Consider the following 17,700-nt stretch of genomic DNA (forward strand, 5'->3'; position numbering starts at 1 on the left):
CCAAACGGCTGCCCAGGCGGTCGACATTCTCATTTACTCTGTACTCCCTGTAGGTATTCTCCTACTTTCCGCCAGTTATACAGAGCCTTCACAAATTTATATTACAACATCTAAAGACGGATTGCAACTATTTTTTCAATTGTTATATGGTAAACGGATTTCAAACATTGTTCCTTCTGAAACCTTACTCTCCACTTTGATTCTTCCATTATAAAGCTCTACGATATGCTTTACAATTGACAGCCCAAGACCTGTTCCACCCTGTTTCCTGGAACGACCTTTATCAACCCGATAAAAACGCTCAAAAATACGGGACAGATATTTTTGCTCAATTCCAATTCCTGTATCTGACACTTGTATCAGCAAATCATCTCCGTCCTCTTTGCATATAAGTGTAACACTTCCCTCTTCTGTATACTTAATTGCATTATCTAAAAGATTAATTAAAAGTTCTTTTATTCTGCTTGCATTACAATAATATGGACGTATATACGGTTCCGGAACATAATTTAGCTTTAAGTTTTCTTTAAATTTAGGCTCAAGTAAATCAACCACCTCTTTTACAACCTTCGTTATATTACAAGGCTGTATCTCAAAATCTTGCTTTGATTCAATTTCTGACAAAAGAAGAATATCCTGAATAAGAGAATACAGGCGCTCCGTTTCAATATCAATGATATCCAGAAACTTTCTTGATACCTTTGGGTCATCAATCGCACCATTTTTTAATGTATCAACAAAACCACGAATAGAAGTCAGTGGTGTCTTTAATTCATGCGTTACATTTGATACAAAATCGCTTCGCATATGTTCTAATTTTTTCAACTTTGTTATATCTTCTACAAGAATTAAAATTCCAAGAATCTCATCTTCCCCTACTAACGGGGCTGCCGTTGCCCGAATTCTTTTTCCATTCCATTTTCCCTCTTTTACTTCATCAATTTGATTTTCTTTTGCTACTTTTACTGCCTCATAGATTGCTTCACTATACACCTCATTATAAAAAGAGCGACCGGTCAATTCCTGCTCATCTTTGTTCGCAAGCTTAGAAAACGCCTGATTATAAAACATAATATTATTCTGGCTGTCGATAGCTACAACTCCGCCATTCATACTCCGAAATACTGCCTCTAGTTCTATATTTTTTCCAATCAGGTTGTCCATTGTTGACTTTAAATTTTTTGTCATTAGATTAAACGAACTGGCAAGTCTTCCAAGTTCTCCCTTTTCTTTTGTTTTGATAACCGTATCATAATTTCCCTCTGAAATTCGTTCTGCTGCCTGCGTAATCTCCTCAACCGGTTCTGTAAGAAACTTAGTAAAAAACAATGCAATCACTAATGCAATCAAAAAGCAAAAGATAACCGAAAGAATAATTGCATGAACTAAATTTTGATTTAACGCTTTTATCTCTGCCATTGGAACTGATATTCTAAGAACGCCGTGAAAAGAATTAAACTCAACCGGTATTGCACTATAACAATACGTTTGGTGCATTGTATTAGAATAACGGCTTAGTGATACATGCTCACCATTTAACGCCCTCTTTACCTCTTCTCGTTTTAAATGATTCTCCAATGTTTTTGTATTACCACTGTCTGATAATACATCTCCATTTTTATCAATTAACGTAATTCTGACACCATATTTTCCACTGTAATAATCTACAAATTTATCATACTCTTCTTGCTTATCTGGTCTTTTACTTTCCAATAATTCTCCCAGCAATTCTGTTTCTCTTAAATATTTCGTTTCACTCTCCCCGGAGAAAAACTCATATCCTCGATTCCAAAAAGAAAAAGTTGCAATCATTACTGCTATCACAATAATAACCAAATATGACACAAATATTTTTTTTCTCATTTTCATACCCCTACTGCAGTCTGGGTTAGAACTAATTATTCTCTATGGTATTTTATATCCAACTCCTCGAACTGTCTTTATTATTTTCGGATTTTGGTCATCCTTCTCTAGTTTTTTTCGCAAATTACTAACGTGAACATCCACTGTCCTTGTTTCACCTTCATAATCATATCCCCATACCTTTTCCAAAAGCATATCTCTTGAATATACAAATCCTCTATTTTTAGCAAGCAGATATAATAAATCAAACTCTTTTAACGAAAGCTCCACAAGTTCTCCATCGACCTCCACTGTTCTTCTGGCTTTATTGATTTTAATATAATCAATTACCAGGATTTCTTCTTTTGATTCCGGCTTATCAAAGGAATCCTCACTTCTTCTTAAAACAGCTTTAATTCTCGCTAACAGTTCATAAATGCCAAATGGCTTCGTTAAAAAATCATCTGCTCCAATTTCTAGTCCAACTACTTTATTTATTTCTTCATTTTTCGCAGTTAATAAAATAACCGGGAGTTTTTTTAGCTTGGAATTTTCACGAATTTTTTTAATTACCTCAATTCCATCAATTCCCGGAAGCATCCAGTCCAGTAATACCAGATCACACTTCTTCCTTAACAACACTTCTAATGCTTCTTCGCCAGATTCTGCTGTTACTACTTTATAACCTGAGCTTTCAAGATTATATCGTATCAGCTCTAAAATATGTTCTTCGTCATCTACAGCAAGTATTGTTTTTGTACTCATAAAAAACCCCCTTTTTATTTCTATATTATCTATTGTATCTCTTCAAGCACATAATTTGCAATATTATCTGCATGATCAGAAATACGTTCCAGGTTACTAATTACATCTAGATAATAAGTTCCCGTCGTTGCACTGCATTTATTTTCTGCAAGACGTTTAAAGTGGTTGTCTCTTAATTTTTTCTCTAAATTATCTACTTTTACTTCGCATTTCTTCTGTGTTTCAATATATTGCTGTTCGCCTGTCAATCTGGCATTTACAGCGGCTTCAAAGGACATAAGGGCCCGGTCAAACATCGTTTCTAAATCCTTTGTTCCTTCCTCTGAAAAATTAATCTTCCGGGCAATTTTTTGTTGTGCCAGCTCTGCTATATTCTCACAATGATCTCCAACCCGTTCTATATCACTAATTGTATATAAAAGATTTTTCACAACAAGATGCTGTTCATCGTTTAATGATAAATTATTAATCTTTACAATATATTCCGTCAATTGGCTTTCATAACCATTAATCACCTGCTCTCCAGCCAATACTTTTTCAACTGATTTTTCATCATTTTCTAAAAATGCTTTTTTTACACGTTTAAAACTATCTAGTGTTACCAATCCCATATTAACAACTTCTTTTACAACAGTTTCTACTGCAAAAGAAGGAGTTTCTAAAATTCTTTCGTCCAAACGATGTTCCAATTCTTCCTCTGCATTTTCTGTATATTCCTCTTCTTTGTCCCCATGTACAAGAAGTCCTGATAATTTTACCAGCTGATTTGCAAATGGGAATAAGATTAATGTATTACATATATTAAAGATTGTATGGAATATCGAAATCTGTACACTGTTAATTGGTGCAGACGCTAAATTCCTATCGAACAGGAAAATAACATATGTTATTACGCCAAAAAGAACCGCACCAATTGTATTAAATAAAAAGTGAATTGCAGCTGCCCTTTTTGCTGTTTTATTCGCACCCGCACTGGATAAAATCGCAGTAATGCAAGTACCTATATTTTGTCCTAATGTAATAAAAATTGCTGAACCCCAATTTACCATTCCATTCATCGCTAAAGTCTGCAAAATACCAACCGAAGCAGAAGAACTTTGAATTAATGCTGTAATAATCGCACCTGCTAAAATCCCAAGAATAGGATTAGAACCAAATAGAGCAAATGCCTGTCCAAATATTGGCGCATCTTTATATGGTGTAATAGACCCCGACATAAAGCTTAGACCGATAAATAATACGCCAAATCCTACTAATATTTCTCCAATTTCCTTCTTTTTATTCTCTTTTGTGAATAAAATCATAAAAGCACCAATACAAATGACCAAAGGTGCAAAAAATTCAGGCTTCAGCATTGCCCCCCATTCATTCATAGATACAAGCCAGCTTGTAATGGTTGTACCAACATTGGCTCCCATTATAACTCCGACTGCCTGTGTCAGCTGTAATAACCCTGCATTTACAAAACCTACTACCATAACTGTTGTGGCTGAACTACTCTGTATAATTGCCGTAACTAATGCTCCTACAACAACCGCTAAGAAACGATTTGATGTCAACGCAGACAATAACGATTTCATTTTATTCCCTGCCGATTTTTGAAGACCATCTGCCATAATGTTCATTCCATATAAGAACATTCCAAGTCCACCTGCAAATTTAAATAACATTTCTAAATCTTGAATCGCCATCTTTTCCTCCTTATGGTCGAACACTTTATATTTTTTTAATCTTAGACCATACTGTTTTATAATTATATAAAATTATTGTAAACTTCTACCCATTCAATTGTAAAGTTTATGTAAAGATATATTTTTTATACTTTTCTTTACAGGTAATGTATTTAATGTTAAAATCGATACAGAGTATGTCGAAACTTGTAATTTTGATATATAATGGGTTGAGAAATTTATTAAGAAAGGAAGAATCACTGCCCTGACGTCAACCTGTTTTTAAAATGGGCAGGCTCGCAAATGATTTGTGGGATTTAGGTAGCATAATGAAAAGACAAGATTATCTAAATTGGGACAGTTATTTTATGGGAATCGCTTTACTTTCTTCCATGAGAAGCAAAGACCCCAGTACCAGCGTTGGTGCTTGTATCGTAAGTGACGATAACAAAATTTTATCACTCGGTTATAATGGAATGCCAATCGGCTGTTCAGATGACGAATATCCTTGGGAACGAGAAGGTAATCCGTTAGATACAAAATATTTATATGTTTGTCATGCAGAGTTAAATGCATTGTTAAATTATAGCGGTACTAATATGAAAGGTGCAAAAATATATACTACCTTATTTCCTTGTAACGAATGTACAAAAGCTTTGATTCAGTCAGGAATCAAAGAAGTCATCTACATGAGTGATAAATATGCCGACACGGATTCTGTCATTGCCTCAAAAAGAATGATGGACAGTGCAAAAATCACCTATCGCAGTTATCAAATGTGCAACAAGGAATTTACATTACATTTATAAATAATAAGGTTACTGTACTTTCTATTTTAAAAAAATACAGTAACCTTATCTTTTTCATTTTTTTACTTTCTATTTTCTTCATTAATATAATGTTTTTCCCACCTTCTTTTGATTATCAATTCATTTTGTTTTCTTCAATGTATGTCAGCACATCCTCTTTAAAATTCTCCCATTTCTCCGGATATTTTACATAATCAAGCGGACACTGTTTTCCTGTAATATCATAATGTCTTAAAAGATCGTCGCTCTTTAAATTATAAGTACCACATAACCACGCAGTTAATGCTACAAGAGATTGATACGTTTCGTCCGTAAATTTTCCACTTTTATCCGGATGACAACATTCTATTGAGATTGTATCACTATTTCTATTGTTCGATGCGTAAGCAACTTCGTCTAATGGGACACATTGAATAATTTTCCCATCTAATCCGATTACAAAATGGCTGCTTACTTTAGTTGCTTTTGTATCTTTTAAATTGTTAAAATAATTCCGGTTGCTCTTGGCATCTGTTCCCGGATTTGCAGTGTAATGTACTACAACTCCATTTACTTTTTCCAATGGTAATTGAGGTCTCGAATACTCATTGGGTTCTAAAAACATTTCTGTTATGTTTGGTTTCTCAACTAGCGGCGTCTTTAACCGGTCCGCCATTGTTTGTTTATCTTTTCTCAATATGGAACCAAACATAATACAAATAACAATTAATATACCAATTCCGACTCCTGTTATAATCCCTAATTGCTTATAATCACTGAGATAACAGGAAGATTTCTTTCGCTTTTTATATCTCATTTTATCACTATCCTATTGACCAATCGAAAGATGGAGCCTCTAATCAGAAGCTCCATCTTTATTTTTCACACTATTTTCTTTTTAAAGCAAGCCCCCAAAGAAACTCCCAATATAGTTTTCTATTCGTCTACGCTGTAGTTAGGAGCTTCTTTTGTTATATGAATGTCATGTGGATGACTTTCTTTTAAAGAAGCTGCAGAAATTTTTACAAATCTGCCGTTCTGTTTTAATGTCTCAATGTCTGGAGTTCCACAATAACCCATACCGGAGCGAAGACCACCCATTAACTGGAATACTGTATCTTCTACTGTTCCTTTGTATGCGACACGTCCTTCTACACCTTCTGGAACTAGTTTTTTTGCATTAGATTGGAAGTATCTGTCTTTGCTTCCATTTTCCATTGCAGCGATAGATCCCATTCCACGATATACTTTATATTTTCTTCCCTGGAATAATTCAAATGTTCCAGGACTTTCATCACAACCTGCAAAAATACTACCCATCATGCAGACATTTGCACCTGCAGCAATCGCTTTTGTCATATCACCGGAATATTTAATACCACCATCTGCTATAATTGGAACGTTATATTCTTTTGCTACTTCATAGCAGTTCATAACAGCAGTTACCTGTGGTACACCAATACCTGCTACAACACGGGTTGTACAAATAGAACCAGGTCCAATACCTACTTTAATCGCATCTGCTCCGGCTTCGATTAAAGCTCTCGTTGCTTCACCTGTTGCAACATTACCGGCAATAACAGGTAAATTAGGATATTTTTCTTTAATCATTTTTACACAGTTAATTACATTTACAGAATGACCATGAGCAGAATCCAATACAACAACATCAACTTTTGCTTTTACTAAAGCATCTACACGGTCTAATACATTGGCTGTAATACCTACACCAGCTCCACATAACAATCTTCCCTGTGAATCTTTTGCAGATAATGGATATTTAATCTGTTTCTCAATGTCTTTGATTGTAATTAATCCTGTAAGATTGCCCTCATCATCTACCAAAGGTAATTTTTCTTTTCTGGCAGAAGCAAGAATTTTCTTTGCTTCCTCCAAAGTAATTCCAGCTTTCGCTGTAATTAATCCCTCGCTTGTCATACATTCTTTAATTTTTTTTGAAAAATCAGTTTCAAATTTCAAATCACGATTTGTAATAATACCAACTAACTTTCTTCCCTCTGTAATTGGTACACCGGAAATTCTAAATTTCGCCATTAAATTGTTAGCATCTTCTAATGTATGTTCTGGAGAAAGATAAAATGGGTCCGTTATAACTCCATTCTCTGAACGTTTTACTTTGTCGACCTCATCTGCCTGTTCTTCAATAGACATGTTCTTGTGAATAATTCCAATACCACCTTGACGTGCCATAGCAATCGCCATTCTATGTTCTGTAACTGTATCCATACCAGCACTCATCATTGGAATGTTTAACTTAATATCCTTTGTTAAGTAGGTGGACAAATCAACTTGATTTGGAATTACCTCCGAATAAGAAGGTACTAACAATACGTCATCAAATGTAATTCCCTCACCGATAATTGTTCCCATTTTTTCTATCCGTCCTTTCATTATTATAATTATATAAAATTTTTGTAAAATAATATATTTAATAATGAAGTATAACCAAAATGTCGAGTAATGTCAACATACATTTTTTATTTTTGCACTTTTCTTGGAGACTTTGCCCACATTGCCTCTATCATTTTCGCTGTAGGCTCAAATAATATCTTTGTATTTTCTTCTCCTACTTTTCCAATAATTGCATATACTTTTTGGGAAGAATCCTTAGAAGAAAAATCTTTGACTTTTATATTTTTATAATTTTGAATCACATCGGCTTCTATCGGTGCCACAACTTCTACTGTGTCAAAATCAATCTTTAACATTGTCTTTCTCTTTGCTCCACCCATAATTTTATCAAAATCAACTTGTCCATCACAGAATATATATTCATATTCTATGTTTAACATAGGAAATAAATAAATGAATCCTACGATACCAAGAATTGCAAGAACACGAACAAGCATATTAGGGATAAAAAGCACTAAAAAAGCAAGTATCACAATACCCAAAATTGCTCCTATCTTTTTTACAAGATATTTTCCTGTTAGTCTGGGTTTACACCCTGCTTCTGCATATAATTCTTCCATTTTATACCCATGCATATCGCAAGTTTACTTACGATACCGCCCCAATAAATAAGGTCGAAAGAAAGGGCAGTCGCATTCTTTCCTTTCCTTTTATAATTTCTTTCAACCCTTTTCATCCTTTGCCTATTAAATATACATAACAATTAATTATTATACTATATTTTTAATCGTTCTACAAGCTATGCCACGATATTTATCAAAGCATTTTATTATCTGTTTTTATCAGTCCTGCTTATTAATATTAAAACTTTTTCTATTTGATTGATGAAAAAATCTTTTAATTTACTTTTAATTCCTTCTGACACATTTAATATAGTCAATTCATTTCTTATTTTTACTTCATTTTCTAGTGAAATATAGCCCTGCTCATCAAATTTTAAATTAAATGAGTAGGGCTAATTTAAGCAAAAAGTTGCTTATCCTGTATTATCTGTTACTTTTTATTACATCATACCCATTCCTGGTGCACCAGCTGGCATTGCAGGAGCATCTTCTTTAATAGAAGCTACAACAGATTCTGTTGTAAGTAATGTAGATGCTACACTTGTTGCATTTTGAAGTGCACTTCTTGTAACCTTAGCTGGATCAAGAATACCGCTTGCAACCATATCTACATATTGTTCATTTAATGCGTCAAATCCTGTACCTGGTTCAGATTCTCTAACTTTACTTACGATAACAGAACCTTCTAATCCGGCATTTTGAGAAATTGTAAATAATGGATATTCTAATGCTTTTAAGATGATAGAAGCACCTGTCTTCTCATCTCCTTCTAATGTACTTACTAATTTTGCAACTTCTTTGGAGGCATGGATATATGCAGAACCACCACCTGCAATAATACCTTCTTCTACTGCTGCTCTTGTAGCAGCTAAAGCGTCTTCCATACGAAGCTTGCTTTCCTGCATTTCTGTTTCTGTAGCAGCACCAACACGGATTACAGCAACACCACCTGCTAATTTAGCAAGTCTTTCTTGTAATTTTTCTTTGTCAAATTCAGATGTTGTTTCTTCAATCTGAGCTTTAATCTGAGCAACTCTCTTTTCAATTGCTTCTTTATCGCCTTCACCATCTACGATGATTGTGTTTTCTTTCTGAACTTTTACAGATTTTGCACGACCACATTGTTCTAATGTTGTTTCTTTTAAGTCTAATCCCAATTCATCAGAAATTACCTGACCACCTGTTAAGATAGCGATATCTTCTAACATAGCTTTTCTTCTGTCACCATAACCTGGAGCTTTTACAGCTACTACATTGAATGTTCCACGTAATTTATTTAATACTAATGTAGTTAATGCTTCACCTTCTACATCTTCAGCAATAATTAAAAGTTTTGCACTGGACTGTACTACTTGTTCTAATAGTGGAAGAATTTCCTGGATATTGGAAATCTTCTTATCTGTAATTAAAATATATGGATTTTCTAAGTTAGCTTCCATCTTATCCATATCTGTTGCCATGTATGCGGAAACATATCCACGGTCAAACTGCATACCTTCTACAAGATCTAATTCTGTCTTCATTGTTTTAGATTCTTCAATTGTAATAACACCATCATTAGATACTTTTTCCATTGCATCTGCAACCATGTTTCCTACAAATTCATCTCCGGCAGAGATAGCAGCAACTTTTGCAATCTGGTCTTTTCCTGTTACTTTAGAGCTCATATCCTGGATAGCTTCTACTGCACATTCTGTTGCTTTCTTCATACCTTTTCTTAAAATAATTGGGTTAGCTCCTGCTGCAAGGTTTTTCATTCCTTCATGAATCATTGCCTGTGCTAATACAGTAGCTGTTGTTGTACCATCACCTGCTACATCGTTTGTTTTTGTAGCAACTTCTTTTACTAACTGGGCTCCCATATTTTCAAAAGAATCTTCCAATTCAATTTCTTTTGCAATTGTAACACCATCATTTGTGATTAATGGAGCTCCAAAAGATTTATCTAATACTACGTTTCTTCCTTTTGGTCCAAGTGTTACCTTTACTGTATCTGCTAATTTATTAACACCAGCTTCTAAAGCTGTTCTTGCTTCTGCACCATATTTAATTTCTTTTGCCATGTTCAATTCCTCCTAAATGATAATTATAATTTCTATATTTTTACTTATTTGCAATATTTATTATCACGACTATTCTTCTACAATTGCAACAATATCATTTTGTTTTACAATAATATATGTTTCTTCTTCTAATTTTACATCTGTTCCTGCATATTTAGAATAGATTACTTTATCCCCAACTTTTACTTGCATCTGTACTTCTTTTCCATCTACAATTCCACCAGGACCTACAGCAATTACTTCTGCCTGCTGTGGTTTTTCCTGTGCCTGACCTGGTAATACGATACCTGATTTTGTTGTTTCCTCTGCTTCTAATTGTTTTAAAACGACTTTGTCTCCTAATGGTACTAATTTCATTCCATATTCCTCCTTATATATTAATCTCTCTACAAATTTCGTGGTTATTAGCACTCTTTCTTGTTGAGTGCTAACCGATAAGCATATATTAGTTAATTTGAGTTATAAAATCAAATTCTTTGGCGTTCTTATTTTCTGCCATTTCAACGATTTACTCTCTTATACTCTTTTTTTCTCATTTTTTCTCATTTTTTCTCATTTTATTTTAATTTCTGCAACTTTTCTATTACATAGAATTTCCTATGAATTAAAAAAATTAAGAGTTGCCCCATTATTCTGACAACTCTTAATACTATTTATAAATCACTTATTTTGTTTCATCTTCTTTTGCTTCTGCTCTTTCAAAACATTCCATATCTTCTTTAATCAATTCTTTTATTTCTCTTGCCTTATTTTTAATTCTCTCATTTGCTGCTCTGGAAGTGATAACCTGAGATACCCATCGGTTTGCTGCTTCAAATTCCTTACTTCTTCTTGCCAAATCAGCAATCAGGTAAGTGAGCGTCAATTCATCCATGCCGCAGATAGGAAAAGATTCTTTCATAAATGCACTGCTAAATCCTTCATACGCATTTTTAATTAATTCATCTTCTTCTTCCTTTAGTTCTTTGATGATTGCATCATAATTTTCTGTATCCTTTGGAAGATTCTCTGCCTTTCCACGAATGACCCATGCAAGCTTTAAGCATGTATACGCCCTCTCACTTGTCTTTCCTTTCTTTACAACCGTATTTAATAAAGCAAGTTTATATCTTGCAATCGCATCGTCATAGGTATAAATATCACCCTTATATTCCAAACCTTTAAAATTAGAAGAAATTTGTTCTCGAATAAATTTTGCCTGAACAGAAACAATGTGCTCAAAGAAGCGGTTTAACGCAGCATACCCACAATGAGGACATACAATTGCTTCGTATTTTAACGAATCCACATTTTGGTATTTCGGCCGCAGATCCGTATCAGCTGATAATAATTTAACTTTTCCAGTCCTCATTACCTTTGTCTTAAATTCTTTATAACATACAGGACAGCTATATGTCTTTTCAAATAGTAATTCTGCTTCTGTAACCTCATGTTTTACTGCTGCTTTTTTCTCTTTTCCTTCCTGTTCCTTTCCTTTTTCTTCTTCATATAACTTCGTATTTTTTAATTTTCCTAATCCAAAATTCTCTAATCCTGAGAAAATTCCCATAGCAATACCTCCTTAGGCGGGTTTATAAGAACTTTTTTGAGATACAATACGGTTAAATACTAAATGTTCTTTTGTAGAATCTTTTGAATCTACGCAGAAATAACCATGGCGCAAAAACTGGAAGCTGTCTGATTTCTGGGCATCTTTCAATGCCGGTTCAACATAACATTTATTTAAGACAGTCAATGAATTTGGATTCAAATTCAAGCTTCCATCTTCATTATACACTCCTTTTTCTTCATCCACAATATTCTCATATAAACGAACCTCAGCCTCTACTGCTGTCGGAGCTGATACCCAATGAATCGTTCCTTTTACTTTTCTTCCTGTAAATCCGCTTCCACTTCTAGTTTCCGGATCATAGGTACAATGAACCTCTATTACATTTCCCTCATCATCTGTAATATAATCCTCACATTTCACAAAGTACGCATGCATCAGGCGGACTTCATTTCCAGGGAATAAACGGAAGTATTTTCTTGGTGGTTCTATTTTAAAATCTTCTCTATCAATATATAATTCTCTCGTAAATGGAACTTTTCTTGTACCCAATGCCTCATTTTCCTGATTATTTGGCACTTCCATATATTCTACCTGACCTTCAGGATAATTGGTAATGACAAGCTTAATTGGATCCAAAACTGCCATCATACGATTTTTCTTAAGTTTTAAATCTTCCCGGATACAATACTCAAGCATCGCATAATCTACAGAACTATTACTTTTAGATACTCCTACCAGTTCCATAAAATTACGAATTGCCTCCGGAGTAAATCCTCTTCTTCTCAATGCTGCAATAGAAACAAGACGAGGGTCATCCCATCCATCTACGATTCCATCTTCTACTAACTTTTTAATATATCTTTTTCCGGTAATTACATTCGTCAAATATAATTTTGCAAATTCAATCTGTTTTGGTGGATTTTCATATTCTAACTCTCTTACAACCCAATCATATAAAGGTCTATGGTCTTCAAATTCCAAAGTACAAATTGAATGTGTAACACCCTCAATCGCATCTTCAATTGGATGTGCAAAATCATACATTGGATAAATACACCATTTGTCACCTGTATTATGATGTGTCATTCTGGATACACGATAGATAACCGGGTCGCGCATATTAATATTCGAAGATGACATATCAATTTTTGCACGCAATACTTTTGAACCATCTTCAAATTCACCATTTTTCATGCGTTCAAATAAGTCCAGATTTTCTTCCATTGTACGTTCTCTATATGGACTATTCTTTCCTGGTTCTGTTAAAGTTCCACGATACTCACGAATCTCTTCTGCAGATAAATCACATACGTAAGCTTTTCCTTTTTTGATTAGCTTTACTGCTGCCTCATACATCTGTTCAAAATAATCGGAAGCGAAAAAGACTCTGTCCTCAAAATGACCACCAATCCACTCCACATCTTTTTTAATTGATTCTACAAACTCTACCTTTTCTTTCGTCGGATTTGTATCATCAAATCTTAGATTAAACTGTCCATGGTATTTATCAGCCAAACCTGAATTTAATAAAATTGATTTTGCATGACCAATATGAAGATATCCATTTGGTTCGGGAGGAAAACGAGTGACTATTTTTTTACAATGTCCTTCTTCCAAATCTTTTTCAATAATTTGCTCTATAAAATTTTTCGAGACAACTTCTCTTTCTTCCAACTCTTGTCCCTTTTCCATATTGTTACGTCCTCCTTCGATTTCATAAAAATGCCAATATATTTTCTATAATACCACATTTGTCCCAATTATAAAAGAGGGGATTTCAAAAAAACAAAACCCTCCTGCCAGATACTCAAATACTGCATTCTAGCAAAAGGGTACTATTATTTACTATTTAAACTGGTGACCTCCAATCGTAAGCTTTGCATTGGACACTCTGCCACTGAAATATAAATATTTATTTAAATTTAACTTTCTTCCTTTATATGTTATCTTCTTCTCTCCACTTAATGCAGTCTTTGCTGCACGAATACTTGATTTTTGATAAGAAGAAGTGAATTTTCCACTTTCGTATTTTGCTAATGCCTTTTTTAAAGCCCCATTCCGAACAGGACCAAACTGGTATTTTTGATAAATTACACCTTTAAGTGTACTTGGAAAAGATTTCGATTCCATGCGATTTTTCACTACAATCCCTACTGCAACCTTACCTGCATATGGCTCTGCTCCAGCTTCACAAAAAATAATAGAAGACATCAATTTTAAATCTGAACTTGTATATTTTCTTGCAGGACTTTTTTTAGTTGATTTTTTAATTGTCTTCTTTGTTGTAGATTTTGTTGATTTTTTTACTGTTTCTTTTTTTGTTGTCTTTGTTGTTTTGGCTGTAGTAGTTTCTTTCTTTGTCGTAGTCACTACTTTTGTTTCTGTACTTTTGGTTACTTCTTTTACTTCCTTTTTTTCAGTAATTGATACTTTTTTATCTTCACTTGTCGATTCCTCTTCTGTTGCAATTGCTGCAGTAGTATTATCTTTTTCTGCTGCATATGTGGTCACACCTGTTGTACCAAAAAGAACAGCCGCTGTAAGTACACATACTAGTAACTTTCTGAGTTTCATAACAATCTCCTTATAATTCATTTCCATTTTTCGTAACTATTTCATTCATTACATTTAGTATACATAACTGTTAAAATCCATAATATGTTGTTAACAATTATGTAACATATTATACCACGGGTTTTTAAAAAATCAAGCTTTTTGCTTCCATTTTTTTCAACAATGTTGGCTCTTTTCTTAAAACCGCTATTTTGTTTTGTTTATATTGTATGCTTTTGATATTTTTTTGTTATATTTTTATTTATTTTGCACATTTTTAATTTATTACAACTTTATTTCATTACGAATTCTCCTAAATCTCCTTAAGATTTTTGTAATATTTGATAATTTTTCATAAGATTTTCTTTGTTTTCACTTAAATCATTGATTTTCAAGGCTTTTCTGCACTCTTTTTTCATGTTTAACGTAGTGCTCTTTTCAATTCCTTGCGATTTTTTAATAAGTATGTTATACTCACTTTTGCTTTAAAAAAAAGAAAAGGAGGGCTTATTTATGGGAGATTCTTTTGACCCGATTCGCTATTCTGTTATAGAAAAAAAGAATCCACGAGAAATTGTTATGCTCCGCGGAAGTGGATGCAAATGGCGAAAATGCCGTTTTTGTGATTATCATTTAGATTTTAGTAAGGATGAAAAATCCAATTACGATTTAAATAAAGAAGTATTATCACATGTAACCGGTCTATATCATCGCCTCGAAGTAATTAATTCAGGTAGTTTTATAGATTTAGACAAAGAAACAATTCACCTTATCAAAGAAATCTGTCTGACAAAACAAATACATATTCTTCATTTCGAATGTCACTGGATTCACCGGAATGAAATCAAAGCAATTCGCGAGGAATTCAAAAAAGCCAACATCCAGACAATCGTAAAATCAGGCATTGAAACTTTTGATTATAATTTTCGAGAAAACATATTTCGAAAAGGTATTGATGAAAAATCCCCGGAAGTTATCGCAAACTATTTTGATGAGGTATGCCTGCTTCAAGGCGTAGAAGGACAGACACTCGAATCAATGAAAAAGGATATTAAAATCGGATTGTCTTATTTTAACCGGGTATGCGTAAACATTATGGTTGAAAACGGTATGCCTGTTAAACCAGACAAACAGTTAATAGAAGATTTTGTAAAAGAAATTTACCCTATTTACAAAAATGATGATAGAGTAGATATTCTGCTAGAAAATACAGACTTTGGCGTAGGAGGAAGCAATGAGTAACGAATTATTATTAATTATCAGTATTATAGGAATCTACTCGGGAGTATTAATTTGGTACTATTTATTTGGAAATACTGGTCTTATGTGTTTTAGTGTACTTGCAACAATCGCTGCAAACATCGAAGTATTAATCGTAATTAATGCTTTTGGTATGGAACAGACTCTCGGAAATATTTTATTTGGTTCTACTTTTTTAATCACTGATATTTTAAGTGAAACTTCAGGAAAAAAAGCAGCCAACAAAACCGTAAAAATAGGTATTGTAGCCTCAATTACTTTTATCATTATTTCTCAATCCTGGCTTTTATACACTCCTGCTGCGAGTGACTGGGCAAGTCCAAGTATTCATGCAGTTTTTTCAAATACACCAAGACTTATGATTGCAAGCTTCGTTGTATATGCTGTTACCCAAAAATTTGACGTATGGGCATATCATAAATGGTGGGCTCTTACAAAACACTTATGTGGCGACGAGCACAGATTTCTTTGGCTTAGAAATAACGGTTCTACGTTGATCTCCCAGTTTTTTAATACCTTTTTATTCACTTTTGGTGCATTCTACGGTGTATATTCTATTAAAACTCTGATGCATATCGTACTATCCAGTTATGTTATTTTTATTGTAACCAGCTTAGCTGATACACCTGCTATTTATCTCGCACGTTATATTTACGAAAACAAATACAAATTACCCGAAAAAAATGAAAAAGCAATCTAAATAAAAAGGCTCTAAACATGATAATTATCTATTGTTTTATCTTTTGTCATGTTTAGAACCTTTTTTATACAACGTCCATTTCAATCCCAGATACTTTCTCCGCCACATCGAATGCATGAATTAAATTTTCTTTTCTTTAATGACTTCTCCATCAAGTGACTTAATTGTGTAAGTACCATTTTCATAAATCATATAGCTGTTTTTATTATTTTCCTTTGGAATTGATACAGACCCCGGATTCAAATAGTAATAATCATTCCATTCCTCCAGAGCCTGCACATGTGTATGTCCATGTAAAAGAATATCTCCTTTTTTTAAGGCTGGAAGATGTTCCTTATTATGAATGTGACCATGAGTTGCAAATACCATATGCCCGTCTAAATAAAAAATTGCATATTCAGCCATAACCGGAAATTCTAATACCATCTGGTCAACCTCGGCCTCACAATTCCCCCTCACACAAAGAATTTCTTCTCTTTTTTGATTTAACATTTTAATGACTTCTTTTGGAGCATATTCCTTTGGCAAATCATTTCTTGGACCATGATAAAGTAAGTCTCCTAATAAAAGAAGCTTGTCTGCCTGTTCTTTTTCATACGCTTCCAACATTTTTTTACAATAATAGGACGAACCATGAATATCCGATGCTATCATTAATTTCACTTTCCATCACCTTTTCCTTTTTTAGTCATTTCTTTTGACTTATCCATACATGCTTTCGAAGCCTCTATTATAGCACTTCTAAATCCCTGTCGTTCCAATTCCCGAACCGCCTCAATCGTAGTTCCAGCCGGTGAACATACATTATCCTTTAAAATACCAGGGTGAATTCCCGTTTCTAAAACCATTTTAGCTGAGCCATAAACTGCCTGAGCTGCAAACTGATAAGCCTGTTCCCGTTTCATACCTCCCATTACCGCTGCATCCGCCAATGCCTCGATAAACATATAAACATAAGCAGGTGAAGATCCACTCACACCAATAACTGCATCAATTAAAGATTCACTTACTACCTCGCAGCGTCCAAAACTATTGAAGATCAGCTTCACCTCTTCGATTTCTTTCTCTGTTACAAGACTGTTTGGACAAAGTGCCGACATTGCTTCCCCTACAAATGCAGGCGTATTTGGCATCGTGCGAATCAAATGTATCGGCTTGTCAAACATCTCCTCAATTGCCTCAATTGATATACCTGCTGCAATACTTACAATAACACAGTTCTCTTTGCAGTCATTTTTTATCTCTTCAATTACTTCTTTATAGCCATTTGGCTTTACTGCCAAAATTAATATATCGACACAACCTGCTAAACTTTTATTATCCTTAACGGCATTTATTTTATATTCCTCTTTTAAATGTGCTAAAGTATTCTTATTTCTGCTTGCAACAAAAACATTTTCGGGTTTTGTTAAATCAGCTTTTACAATTCCCCCAACCATAGCACTTCCCATATTTCCACTACCTATAAATCCAATTATCTTATCCATTTTTCTGCCTTTCTAATTCCATTT

General features: G+C 33.8%; 16 protein-coding genes and 1 riboswitch. Of the genes, 3 read left to right on the forward strand and 13 right to left on the reverse strand.

Annotated elements, in window-relative coordinates:
* Positions 1-3 precede the first annotated feature (3 nt).
* A riboswitch (ZMP/ZTP riboswitch) is annotated at positions 4-89 on the reverse strand.
* A gap of 46 nt (positions 90-135) precedes the next feature.
* From FYJ58_RS01370 to FYJ58_RS01380, 3 genes are read right to left on the reverse strand one after another with little or no spacing between them, the layout of a single operon-like run.
* Positions 136-1,863, reverse strand: a complete 1,728-nt coding sequence (locus FYJ58_RS01370; RefSeq protein WP_205839124.1) for an ATP-binding protein — start codon at positions 1,861-1,863, stop codon at positions 136-138.
* A gap of 42 nt (positions 1,864-1,905) precedes the next feature.
* Positions 1,906-2,607 (reverse strand): response regulator transcription factor, encoded by a 702-nt coding sequence (locus tag FYJ58_RS01375; protein WP_154516121.1) that lies wholly within the window; start codon positions 2,605-2,607, stop codon positions 1,906-1,908.
* 29 nt (positions 2,608-2,636) lie between these two features.
* Positions 2,637-4,298, reverse strand: coding sequence for a Na/Pi cotransporter family protein (locus tag FYJ58_RS01380; RefSeq protein ID WP_154516124.1), 1,662 nt, complete (start codon positions 4,296-4,298; stop codon positions 2,637-2,639).
* 308 nt (positions 4,299-4,606) lie between these two features.
* Between FYJ58_RS01380 and FYJ58_RS01385 the strand changes: the two genes are divergently transcribed.
* Positions 4,607-5,086: a deoxycytidylate deaminase gene (locus FYJ58_RS01385; protein ID WP_154516127.1), complete on the forward strand. Its 480-nt coding sequence runs from the start codon at positions 4,607-4,609 to the stop codon at positions 5,084-5,086.
* A gap of 115 nt (positions 5,087-5,201) precedes the next feature.
* Here the strand turns inward: FYJ58_RS01385 and FYJ58_RS01390 are convergent, their stop codons facing one another.
* The 8 genes from FYJ58_RS01390 to FYJ58_RS01425 all read right to left on the reverse strand — a co-directional run bounded on the left by FYJ58_RS01390 (position 5,202) and on the right by FYJ58_RS01425 (position 14,250).
* Positions 5,202-5,882 carry a peptidoglycan recognition protein family protein gene (locus FYJ58_RS01390; RefSeq protein WP_154516129.1) on the reverse strand — a complete coding sequence of 227 codons (681 nt, stop codon included), beginning with the start codon at positions 5,880-5,882 and terminating at the stop codon, positions 5,202-5,204.
* A gap of 119 nt (positions 5,883-6,001) precedes the next feature.
* Positions 6,002-7,456 carry an IMP dehydrogenase gene (gene guaB / locus FYJ58_RS01395; protein WP_154516132.1) on the reverse strand — a complete coding sequence of 485 codons (1,455 nt, stop codon included), beginning with the start codon at positions 7,454-7,456 and terminating at the stop codon, positions 6,002-6,004.
* Positions 7,457-7,563: 107 nt separating this feature from the next.
* Positions 7,564-8,058 carry a DUF6106 family protein gene (locus FYJ58_RS01400; RefSeq protein WP_154516135.1) on the reverse strand — a complete coding sequence of 165 codons (495 nt, stop codon included), beginning with the start codon at positions 8,056-8,058 and terminating at the stop codon, positions 7,564-7,566.
* 443 nt (positions 8,059-8,501) lie between these two features.
* A complete protein-coding gene (gene groL, locus FYJ58_RS01405) occupies positions 8,502-10,124 on the reverse strand; it encodes a chaperonin GroEL (RefSeq protein ID WP_154516138.1) in 1,623 nt (540 codons plus the stop codon).
* Between the two features lie 69 nt (positions 10,125-10,193).
* A complete protein-coding gene (locus tag FYJ58_RS01410; RefSeq protein WP_154516141.1) occupies positions 10,194-10,481 on the reverse strand; it encodes a co-chaperone GroES in 288 nt (95 codons plus the stop codon).
* Positions 10,482-10,788: 307 nt separating this feature from the next.
* Positions 10,789-11,673 (reverse strand): DUF2225 domain-containing protein, encoded by an 885-nt coding sequence (locus FYJ58_RS01415; protein WP_154516144.1) that lies wholly within the window; start codon positions 11,671-11,673, stop codon positions 10,789-10,791.
* Between the two features lie 12 nt (positions 11,674-11,685).
* Positions 11,686-13,368: a glutamine--tRNA ligase/YqeY domain fusion protein gene (locus FYJ58_RS01420; protein WP_154516147.1), complete on the reverse strand. Its 1,683-nt coding sequence runs from the start codon at positions 13,366-13,368 to the stop codon at positions 11,686-11,688.
* Positions 13,369-13,521: 153 nt separating this feature from the next.
* A complete protein-coding gene (locus FYJ58_RS01425; RefSeq protein ID WP_205839125.1) occupies positions 13,522-14,250 on the reverse strand; it encodes a cell wall hydrolase in 729 nt (242 codons plus the stop codon).
* 492 nt (positions 14,251-14,742) lie between these two features.
* Between FYJ58_RS01425 and FYJ58_RS01430 the strand changes: the two genes are divergently transcribed.
* Together FYJ58_RS01430 and FYJ58_RS01435 are read left to right on the forward strand one after the other, a co-directional pair.
* The gene (locus tag FYJ58_RS01430) at positions 14,743-15,471 is read left to right on the forward strand and encodes a radical SAM protein (protein WP_154516153.1); all 729 of its coding nucleotides are present in this window, start codon (positions 14,743-14,745) and stop codon (positions 15,469-15,471) included.
* On the forward strand, positions 15,464-16,189 hold the full coding sequence (locus FYJ58_RS01435) for a queuosine precursor transporter (protein ID WP_154516156.1): 726 nt from the start codon (positions 15,464-15,466) through the stop codon (positions 16,187-16,189). Before FYJ58_RS01430 ends, FYJ58_RS01435 begins: the two co-directional genes overlap by 8 nt.
* Before the next feature lie 120 nt (positions 16,190-16,309).
* Here FYJ58_RS01435 and yfcE read toward each other — a convergent pair whose 3' ends face one another.
* Both yfcE and proC read right to left on the reverse strand, forming a co-directional pair.
* The gene (gene yfcE, locus FYJ58_RS01440) at positions 16,310-16,852 is read right to left on the reverse strand and encodes a phosphodiesterase (RefSeq protein WP_328597769.1); all 543 of its coding nucleotides are present in this window, start codon (positions 16,850-16,852) and stop codon (positions 16,310-16,312) included.
* The gene (gene proC / locus FYJ58_RS01445) at positions 16,849-17,676 is read right to left on the reverse strand and encodes a pyrroline-5-carboxylate reductase (protein ID WP_154516159.1); all 828 of its coding nucleotides are present in this window, start codon (positions 17,674-17,676) and stop codon (positions 16,849-16,851) included. Before proC ends, yfcE begins: the two co-directional genes overlap by 4 nt.
* Positions 17,677-17,700: the final 24 nt, after the last annotated feature.

This window comes from Velocimicrobium porci (assembly GCF_009696045.1).
GTDB lineage: Bacteria > Bacillota > Clostridia > Lachnospirales > Lachnospiraceae > Velocimicrobium > Velocimicrobium porci.

Excerpts from the sequence above, each read along its gene's own strand:
- FYJ58_RS01420 (WP_154516147.1), bottom strand. The coding sequence starts at position 13,368 with ATGGAAAAGGGACAAGAGTTGGAAGAAAGAGAAGTTGTCTCGAAAAAT.
- FYJ58_RS01435 (WP_154516156.1), top strand. The coding sequence starts at position 15,464 with ATGAGTAACGAATTATTATTAATTATCAGTATTATAGGAATCTACTCG.
- FYJ58_RS01385 (WP_154516127.1), top strand. The coding sequence starts at position 4,607 with ATGAAAAGACAAGATTATCTAAATTGGGACAGTTATTTTATGGGAATC.
- FYJ58_RS01390 (WP_154516129.1), bottom strand. The coding sequence starts at position 5,882 with ATGAGATATAAAAAGCGAAAGAAATCTTCCTGTTATCTCAGTGATTAT.
- FYJ58_RS01425 (WP_205839125.1), bottom strand. The coding sequence starts at position 14,250 with ATGAAACTCAGAAAGTTACTAGTATGTGTACTTACAGCGGCTGTTCTT.
- FYJ58_RS01370 (WP_205839124.1), bottom strand. The coding sequence starts at position 1,863 with ATGAGAAAAAAAATATTTGTGTCATATTTGGTTATTATTGTGATAGCA.
- FYJ58_RS01375 (WP_154516121.1), bottom strand. The coding sequence starts at position 2,607 with ATGAGTACAAAAACAATACTTGCTGTAGATGACGAAGAACATATTTTA.
- guaB (WP_154516132.1), bottom strand. The coding sequence starts at position 7,456 with ATGGGAACAATTATCGGTGAGGGAATTACATTTGATGACGTATTGTTA.
- FYJ58_RS01380 (WP_154516124.1), bottom strand. The coding sequence starts at position 4,298 with ATGGCGATTCAAGATTTAGAAATGTTATTTAAATTTGCAGGTGGACTT.
- FYJ58_RS01430 (WP_154516153.1), top strand. The coding sequence starts at position 14,743 with ATGGGAGATTCTTTTGACCCGATTCGCTATTCTGTTATAGAAAAAAAG.
- FYJ58_RS01400 (WP_154516135.1), bottom strand. The coding sequence starts at position 8,058 with ATGGAAGAATTATATGCAGAAGCAGGGTGTAAACCCAGACTAACAGGA.
- FYJ58_RS01415 (WP_154516144.1), bottom strand. The coding sequence starts at position 11,673 with ATGGGAATTTTCTCAGGATTAGAGAATTTTGGATTAGGAAAATTAAAA.
- groL (WP_154516138.1), bottom strand. The coding sequence starts at position 10,124 with ATGGCAAAAGAAATTAAATATGGTGCAGAAGCAAGAACAGCTTTAGAA.
- proC (WP_154516159.1), bottom strand. The coding sequence starts at position 17,676 with ATGGATAAGATAATTGGATTTATAGGTAGTGGAAATATGGGAAGTGCT.
- FYJ58_RS01410 (WP_154516141.1), bottom strand. The coding sequence starts at position 10,481 with ATGAAATTAGTACCATTAGGAGACAAAGTCGTTTTAAAACAATTAGAA.